The 7,176-nt window shown below is 66.3% G+C and carries 4 protein-coding genes and 1 pseudogene; 1 reads left to right on the top strand and 4 read right to left on the bottom strand.

Annotation, left to right across the window (positions count from 1 at the left end; translation table 11 throughout):
- Both VIR09_RS17165 and VIR09_RS31605 read right to left on the bottom strand, forming a co-directional pair.
- Positions 1 to 1,809 (bottom strand): YadA family autotransporter adhesin (locus VIR09_RS17165; protein ID WP_414639442.1); only part of this gene is annotated, 1,809 nt, incomplete at its 3' end.
- Positions 1,810 to 2,019: 210 nt separating this feature from the next.
- Positions 2,020 to 2,136 (bottom strand): annotated as a pseudogene (locus VIR09_RS31605) (ESPR domain-containing protein); the annotation flags it as partial.
- Positions 2,137 to 2,691: 555 nt separating this feature from the next.
- Here VIR09_RS31605 and VIR09_RS17160 point away from each other — a divergent pair.
- Positions 2,692 to 3,615, top strand: a complete 924-nt coding sequence (locus VIR09_RS17160) for a LysR family transcriptional regulator (RefSeq protein WP_332013965.1) — start codon at positions 2,692 to 2,694, stop codon at positions 3,613 to 3,615.
- On the opposite strand, the gene VIR09_RS17155 is transcribed toward VIR09_RS17160, so the two are convergent.
- Together VIR09_RS17155 and VIR09_RS17150 are read right to left on the bottom strand one after the other, a co-directional pair.
- Positions 3,608 to 4,801 (bottom strand): EAL domain-containing protein, encoded by a 1,194-nt coding sequence (locus VIR09_RS17155; RefSeq protein ID WP_332013966.1) that lies wholly within the window; start codon positions 4,799 to 4,801, stop codon positions 3,608 to 3,610. The genes VIR09_RS17160 and VIR09_RS17155 overlap by 8 nt on opposite strands.
- A 610-nt stretch (positions 4,802 to 5,411) precedes the next feature.
- Positions 5,412 to 7,176, bottom strand: a 1,765-nt coding sequence (locus VIR09_RS17150; protein WP_332013964.1) for a carbohydrate-binding family V/XII, incomplete at its 5' end; no start/stop codon positions are given.

Genomic DNA, 7,176 nt, shown 5'->3' with positions numbered 1-7,176 from the left:
ACCATCGGCCACCGCGTTCGCGCCCAGCGCCACGCTGCCCGCATGGCTCGCTTTGGCTTCGCGGCCCAGCGCCAACGCGCTCTCGGCCGTGGCCGTCGCGTTGTAGCCTACCGCCGTGCTGCCCTTACCTTGCGCCGACGCGTCGCTTTTCGTCAGCCCCGCCTCGTTGGTCCGCACATAGCGGATGCCCATGCCATTGGCATCGGTGTTCGCCTGGCTCGTGTCGCCCGCAATGTTCGTGATCGTGTCGCCGACCTGGTCGATAGCCTGACTGGTAGCGTAGAGCTGCGAACCATTGATGGCGTCCGTACTGCTTGCGCTAAGGCGGCCTGCGGCGACATTCGTGATTGTACGTTCGGCATTCGGGGCGCCGATGCTCACCGTACTGGACGGCGCCGTGCCCGCGAAGGAATAGGTGGTTCCATTGATGACGGTCTGAGACGTTCCGACCGCCGCCGCCGTGTTCGAGCCGGCCCCCAGGGCCACATCGCCGGCATTGGAGGCGACCGCATTGGACCCCAGCGCAACGCCGTTGAGCGCCGCCGCGCGGGCCGTGTCCCCCAGCGCCAGCGAACCGGCGGCAGACGTCCACGATGCATTGCCCAGCGCGACCGAGCCCCGCCCCACGGCCTGATTGCCGCTGCCGATGGCTACCGCGCCCTGTGCGGCACTATTGCCCGCGGCGTCGCCCGCCGCCACATTGTTCTCGCCCACCGCCACCGCGCCATTGCCATTGGCCGTATTCGGATCGCCGAGCGCTACCGCGCCATTACCCGAGGCTTTCTGGCCACGCCCGATCGCCACCGCGCCGCCGGATGCATTGCTCGCGACCGCCGAGGTAGACCCCGAACCTATCGCAACGTTCTGACCCGCGGCGCCGGTCGTCACGCCATTGCCCATCGCAACATTGTTGCCGGCCGACTGCGCCGACGTCGCCGCGCTGCGGCCGATGACGATATCGTTCTGGCCTCGCGCGGCCGCGCCGTCTCCCAACGCAACGCCGTAGGCCGCGCTATCGAAGACGCGCGCGCCGCGACCCACCGCGATGCCGGACGCCGCGTTGGCGTCGACGATGGACTCGCCGCCCAACGCAATCCCGTCCTGCCCCGCCGCCACAGCTCCCCGAACCTGATTGCCGCCCAACGCCACCGCGCCGCTGCCTCTGGCCTGCGCGCCGACATAGGTTCCCGGCATCCCGCCGCCGCCGATGGCCACGGCATTGAGGCCTGACGCGGCCGAAAAGTTACCGATGGCAGTGGCCGCCCCGCCGCTGGCCGCAGCCGAATTGCCGACCGCCGTTGCGTTGCGCGTCGTCGCGGCGGCGAAATTGCCGACGCTCGTGCCGTAGTCGGCTTCCGCCCGGGACGAATTTCCCAGGGCCGTGGCATCCTCCCCCACGGCTCGGGCTCCACGGCCGATGGCCATGGAAGCCAGATTGCTGGTCGTCCCGTTGGCCAGACTGTCGGCGCCGACGGCGATGTCGCCAGCATTGACCGCGCTGGAACGCACGCCGATGGCGATAGATTCCCCACCGCTGGCCATGGACTGCCCGGCGATTGCAACGGCATTGTTGCCACTAGCCAGAGCGCCCGCCGCGGCGGTATTGGATGTGTCGTTGCCGCCGATGGCGACGGCACCCGTGCCCGTAGCCCGGCTCCATTGGCCCAGTGCGGTCGCGGACATGCCCGAGGCTACTGCCTGCATGCCGACCGCCGTTGCGCGCATGCCCGCAGACGAGGCATAGCCCAGAGCGACGGCTGCATCACCCGTCGCGGTGGCAAAAGGCCCCAGCACTTGCACGCCGAGCATGTTTCCGCCGTTTGCGCCGCACCCGATAACGTTGGACCATATACCGGAGCCGTCCCTGGCCGCGTTAGACGCTGGACGGCTGATTCCGTCCGGCCCCACCCCAGTAGCTGAAGCTTCACATACGGTTTGGGTCGGACCATAAGCCGACGCATGCGCCTCGGGAGGCGCCCCGAACATCCCCATTACGAACGCACCGCCCAATGCCAAGGCCGGAGGACAAAGTCTCAGACGATTTCTTGAGGATTTTCCACGGGCTGCGGTGTTCTCCCCGACAGCAATCCAAGCTCCCACGGATTCACTCCAGATCGTCTTGTAAACCTTGTTCATAGATACGCTCGTAATTACTCAATTTGACACATGCGCTCCGAATGCGCGCCGGCGCCATGCCTGAAAAAAAAATTCCATTCGGGCGGGAAAAGCGTATGATTCAGCAAAATATGAAACAAATTGATTCAGCCAAATACGCTGGGCACGCGCAGGGAAAAGCATCGCCGAGCTTACCTGTTGGGTCTGGCCCCAAATAGGCACATAAAACCGATAGAAATCATCGGGTAATGCCTTACCCATATTTCGGTTTTCGTTCAGTAGAATCCTGCGTTGGCAATCGACGCGGCGACCACAAAACCGCGCCCGTATTACGGGACCGATATGCCATCGGTAGAACGGGCTCGCCAGCTATCCGCGCGGCCTCTGGTACGGGCCGCCTCCACCCCGACGGCCATACGCCCTGCGACAATCTCGATCAGAGGCCTCGCCCTGCTGCTTCCCCAAATCTCAACTCGCACTGTGGGCGTAACCTGCGGTTTTCCATATGCGTCGAACATTCGGGACCGGCTCCCGCATCCCTTGCAAGAACCACCTTTCGACTCCCGGTGATTCCGCATGGATCTGCTAGCGATGATGCGCATCTATGTGCGCGTGGTAGAACGAGGCACCATGTCCGCGGCCGCGAGAGACCTCGATCTGGGACAACCGGCAGTCAGCGAACGCATAGACAGGCTTGAGAAGTTCCTTGGAGTCAGGCTCCTGACGCGCAGTTCGCGCACGCTCACCTGCACCCACGAAGGGCTTGCCTTCTACGAGAACAGCCGCCAACTGCTGCAGGCGGCCGACCAGGCTGTGCACTCGATCTCGCAGCTGGACCAGACGCTGAGCGGAACCATCCGGATCGCCTCGGCGCAGTGCTTCGGAGAGATCGTCCTGCCCGGCGTTCTGCTGCAGATGCAGGCCAAGTACCCCGATCTGAAGATAGACCTGATCCTGAACGACACCATCGTCGATCCGCTGACGGAAGGCGTGGACATATCGCTGCGCCTGGGACGGTTGGCCGAAGGCGCCTACATCGCCTATCCGCTGGGCGTCGTGGAGCGCGTGCTGGTCGCGACCCCCGCCTATCTGAGCAGGTACGGCGAGATCAGCAAGCCATCCGACCTCGCCAAGCATCCGTTCATCCGCGTGAAGGGCGTCTTCAACAGCGACCGTTTGCCATTGAGCGGCCCCGACTTGCCGAGCGACAGCGTACAGATCCGCACCACGATGACGACCAGCCACTGGCGTCCCATGTACGAGATGATTCTGGCTGGCAGCGGCATCGGCGTCGTACAGAAACCCGCCTGCGCCGACGCGCTGGAACAGGACAGGCTGGTCCGCCTACTGCCCAGCTATGCGGTGCCGCCTTTCACGCTGAACGCCCTGGTGCCCGCACAGCGCCCGCTGTCGCCCCGCATCACCCGCATCATCGAAGTGTTGCGGGATGAAATTCCCCGGGCGCTCGCGAAAGAAGGCAAGGTATCGCTGTTTAGCTGAGGCGGCGCAGGCGCGGCAATTCGCCTTGGAACTCGCCGACCTCCAGTGGCGGAGAGAGCAGGAAGCCCTGACCGATCTGGCAACCCATGGAAGTCACCAGCGCCAGCCCTTCCGGCGTTTCTATCCCTTCCGCCACCGACCTCAACCCCAGGTCCCGGCTCAGTTGCAGCGCCGATGCCAGCACCGCGCGCGCCGCCGGATCGATGGCCGCCCGGCGCACGTACCTGGAGTCGATCTTGAGTTCGTCGAATGGCAGCCGCGTCAGCAGTTCAGGGGTCGAATTGCCGACGCCGAAGTCATCCATCGATGCACCGAACCCATGCAGGCGCAACAGATTCAAGGCCGTCGACAGGCAGAGCAGATCGTCCGCAGGCATGTCCTCGGTCAACTCCACCGTCAGGCGCTTCGCATCCAGTCCCAGCCTGCCGAAATCTCCGATCAGCCTGGGTACGAACTGAGGCGCGCAGAGCACGTCGGCTGACACGTTGATCGCGATACGCAGGCCCTCTCCGGCGCGCTGCAGCCTTGCGAGTACCGATGCGGTCAACCCGGCGACATGGTGGAACAGCGCATCTCCAAGGCCATGGCGGTGCGCCAGCGTTACCGTGACGATCGCGGGCACTTCGCCTACCCGCTCGTGACGCCAGCGCACCAGCGCTTCAGCGCCTGCCAGCAGGCCGCTGGCCAGCTCGTACTGCGGCTGGAGCACAATGCGCACCTCGCCCGGCGAGCTCAGGCCGCGGCGCAGGTCCGATTCCTTCAGACTGCCGTAGCCGTTGTGCCTCCGCTTCGTCCGACCCTTGGGCGGAGCGCTGAGTATGCCGCGCAGAATTTCGAGCACGCCCGACATCCGTCCTTCCCTGCGCACGACGCGCACGTCCAGCCCCTGATCGCGCGAAATTTCCGCATGGCGCACTAAGGTTCCATAGGCGATGTCCCCTTGCAGCAATACGATCACGGGTTGAGCTCCTTCGCCCTCGCCGTCGCGCTCGCAAAACTGCCTGACGCAGGCCGGCAACCGTATGCCGTCGGCGTTGAGGCCGCTGACCTCCGCCACCACCACACCCACCGCGCCGCCCTGCAGCGAGGCGCCGAGCTGGGCCAGTGACTCTACCCAGCAATACTCCATACAGGCCGAGGCCAGGACGCGATCGAAGTGACGTATTGCGGCCCTGTCGGCCAACACCAGCAAACGCGGGATGCCACTTGCTGCCATACCCACCCCCTCCGGCATACTTGCGCCGCCCTTGCACCGACCTTAACCGTAAGTGTCCGCCGGCGCCTGCCGAAGTATCCGATTTCTACCATCGGCGAAAGATGCACCGAGCATGATGGCGCGCCGCGCCGATATTAGGTATCGGACGGACCTACTTGTCCGTGCGCCGCGGGGCTCCTAGGATCTGCATGTGTTGCTTATCGCTGAAAGCTCGTCTTGAATTCTCCAAAAGTCCCGCCGGTGCCTCGCCGCTGGCCGGTATTGCCAGACCACAAAGCGACCTCGTGGTCCGCCCCGCCCAGGCTGCCTTCCGGGGGAATCTGCGACGCCTGCTACGTCCAGTTGACGACGCGTACGAAAACGCAACCGCATCCCACCCTGCTGTTCCGGGGAGAAATACCCGCGCTGGGCATCCTGAAGGAGCGCAGCGCCACGGGCACATTCAAGAATTACTTCTGCGCCGCATGCAAAAGCATGCTGTTGCAGCATTTCGACGACTTTGGCTCTCCAGGCGGCTTCCGCCTCAGTCCGTAAGCGGAAGATGGCCCCGGCGGCCGCCCCCCGCTCCTGCCGCCGGGGCTCACCGGCGGAACCCGCCGCCGTGGAATCCGCCAAAACCGCCGCCCCAGCCTCCGCGGCCACCCATGCCGCGGCCCTGCCACCCGCCGCCTCCCATTCCACGCGCCCGCCAATCTCCGTCTTCCGCGGCGCCCATGCCGCGCCCCTGCCAGCCGCCGTCCATGCCGCCCGTGCGCTCGCTGGAATAATCGCGCGCCTGACGCTGGCCATTCAAGTAATTGCTGCCCGACTGCGCGCTGGGCTGCACCGGTTGCCAGCCCGAGCTGGTGTGCTGCTGCCAGCCATTGTCGTTGTGCTCGTAGACATTGCCGTTGTGGTCCGCGTAGACGTTGCCGTTGTTCCACGCCATGCCGCTGTTCGTGTTGCGGTCGTAGGTGGCGCCACGCCGGTCCACGCTGCTGACTCCGTCGCCGGCCGTGCCGGTCGCCGTGGCGGACGATATGGTGCTGCGGCCCGTGTTGGTGTTGGTGCGCACATTCTGGCGGCCGGCAGCCCATTGGCCGTCGTCATTGGCGGCCACGCCCGCGCGCCCCGCGCCCGATGCGCCCGTCGTGGGGTTGGTGTAGGCGTCGCGCCGGCCGGCGGCCGCATTGCCGGTGTACTCGTTATAGGCCGCGCCGCGCGAGCCTTCGAAGGCCGCGCCGGTCTGCGGGTTGTAGCCCTCGGCATGAGTGCCCTGCCATTCGGTGCCGGTCCAGCCATTCCAGCCGGCCGCGTGCGTGACCACGCCCGAACCGCCCCAGGCGCCGTAGACGTCCACCTGATTGACGTTGACGCCGCCCCAATAGGGCGCGCCCCAATAAGGCCCCCAGTAGGGCGCGGCGCCGCCCCACGTCTCTCCGGCGACGAAGCCGAAAGCGAAGCCGGTCGCGGTGGCGAAAGCCGCGTCGTAGCCGTAGCTGGGCGGATAGCCGACCCAGGTGTCCTGCACGATGACCGGCGGATAGGCGTAGCCCGTGCCGTACACCACGGTGCCGTCCGGACTGGCCACCACGCCCATGTAGCCGGGTGTGTAGCCGAACACCACGCTCTGCGGGGTGGAGCCGTACACCTGCACGTAGGTGACGTAGTGCAGCGGCGAGCTGACGGGTATGGCGTAGATGGCGGCCGGCACATGGTCGGCTACGCGCCACGGCCCGCGGGGCGAGTCCGACACGAACCACACGGCGCGCGACAAGGCGTAATAACGGCCCTCGGCCTGGATCACCGGCACTTGCGAGTTGGCGGCGTAGTACAGCGCCGTACCCTGAATGGGCCGCAGCGCAGGCTCGCCGCCGGCATACTCGACCTGCAGCTTCGCCGCATTGCGCGACACCGTGGCGGTCTGCGGGATGGTCGAGGCGATCAGCGCCTCCTTGGCCTGCGGCGTGCCCGGCACCGAAGCCAGCACGCCCGATTGCGGATCGTGGGCCGGGATCCGTGCAAAGTCGCGCGGCAATTGCTTGCCCGGCACGAAGGACCAGGGACCATCCAGGCTGGCGCCGCGGAACCAGCGACCGGACACCAACAGGTAGTAGCGGTTGTCGCCGGGATTCATGAACAGGGCATGATCGGCGTTGGCCACCGACAGCAGCGAGGTCCCTGGCACGGGCCGCATCTCGGGCTGGCCGACTGTCACCAGCAACTCGGCCGGCGCGGTGGACACGGCAATGGCGGGCGCCCGGTGCGGCGCCTTGCCGCCGTGCGGCATCAAGGGATCGGGCTCGGTCTGGCGGCGCGCCGCGTCGGCGGCTGTCAGCAATGCGGCGGGCGGCTGCGGCAGGTCC

The organism is Achromobacter sp. (assembly GCF_036567245.1).
GTDB lineage: Bacteria > Pseudomonadota > Gammaproteobacteria > Burkholderiales > Burkholderiaceae_B > Achromobacter.
This window is presented reverse-complemented; position numbering and strand designations above follow the sequence as displayed.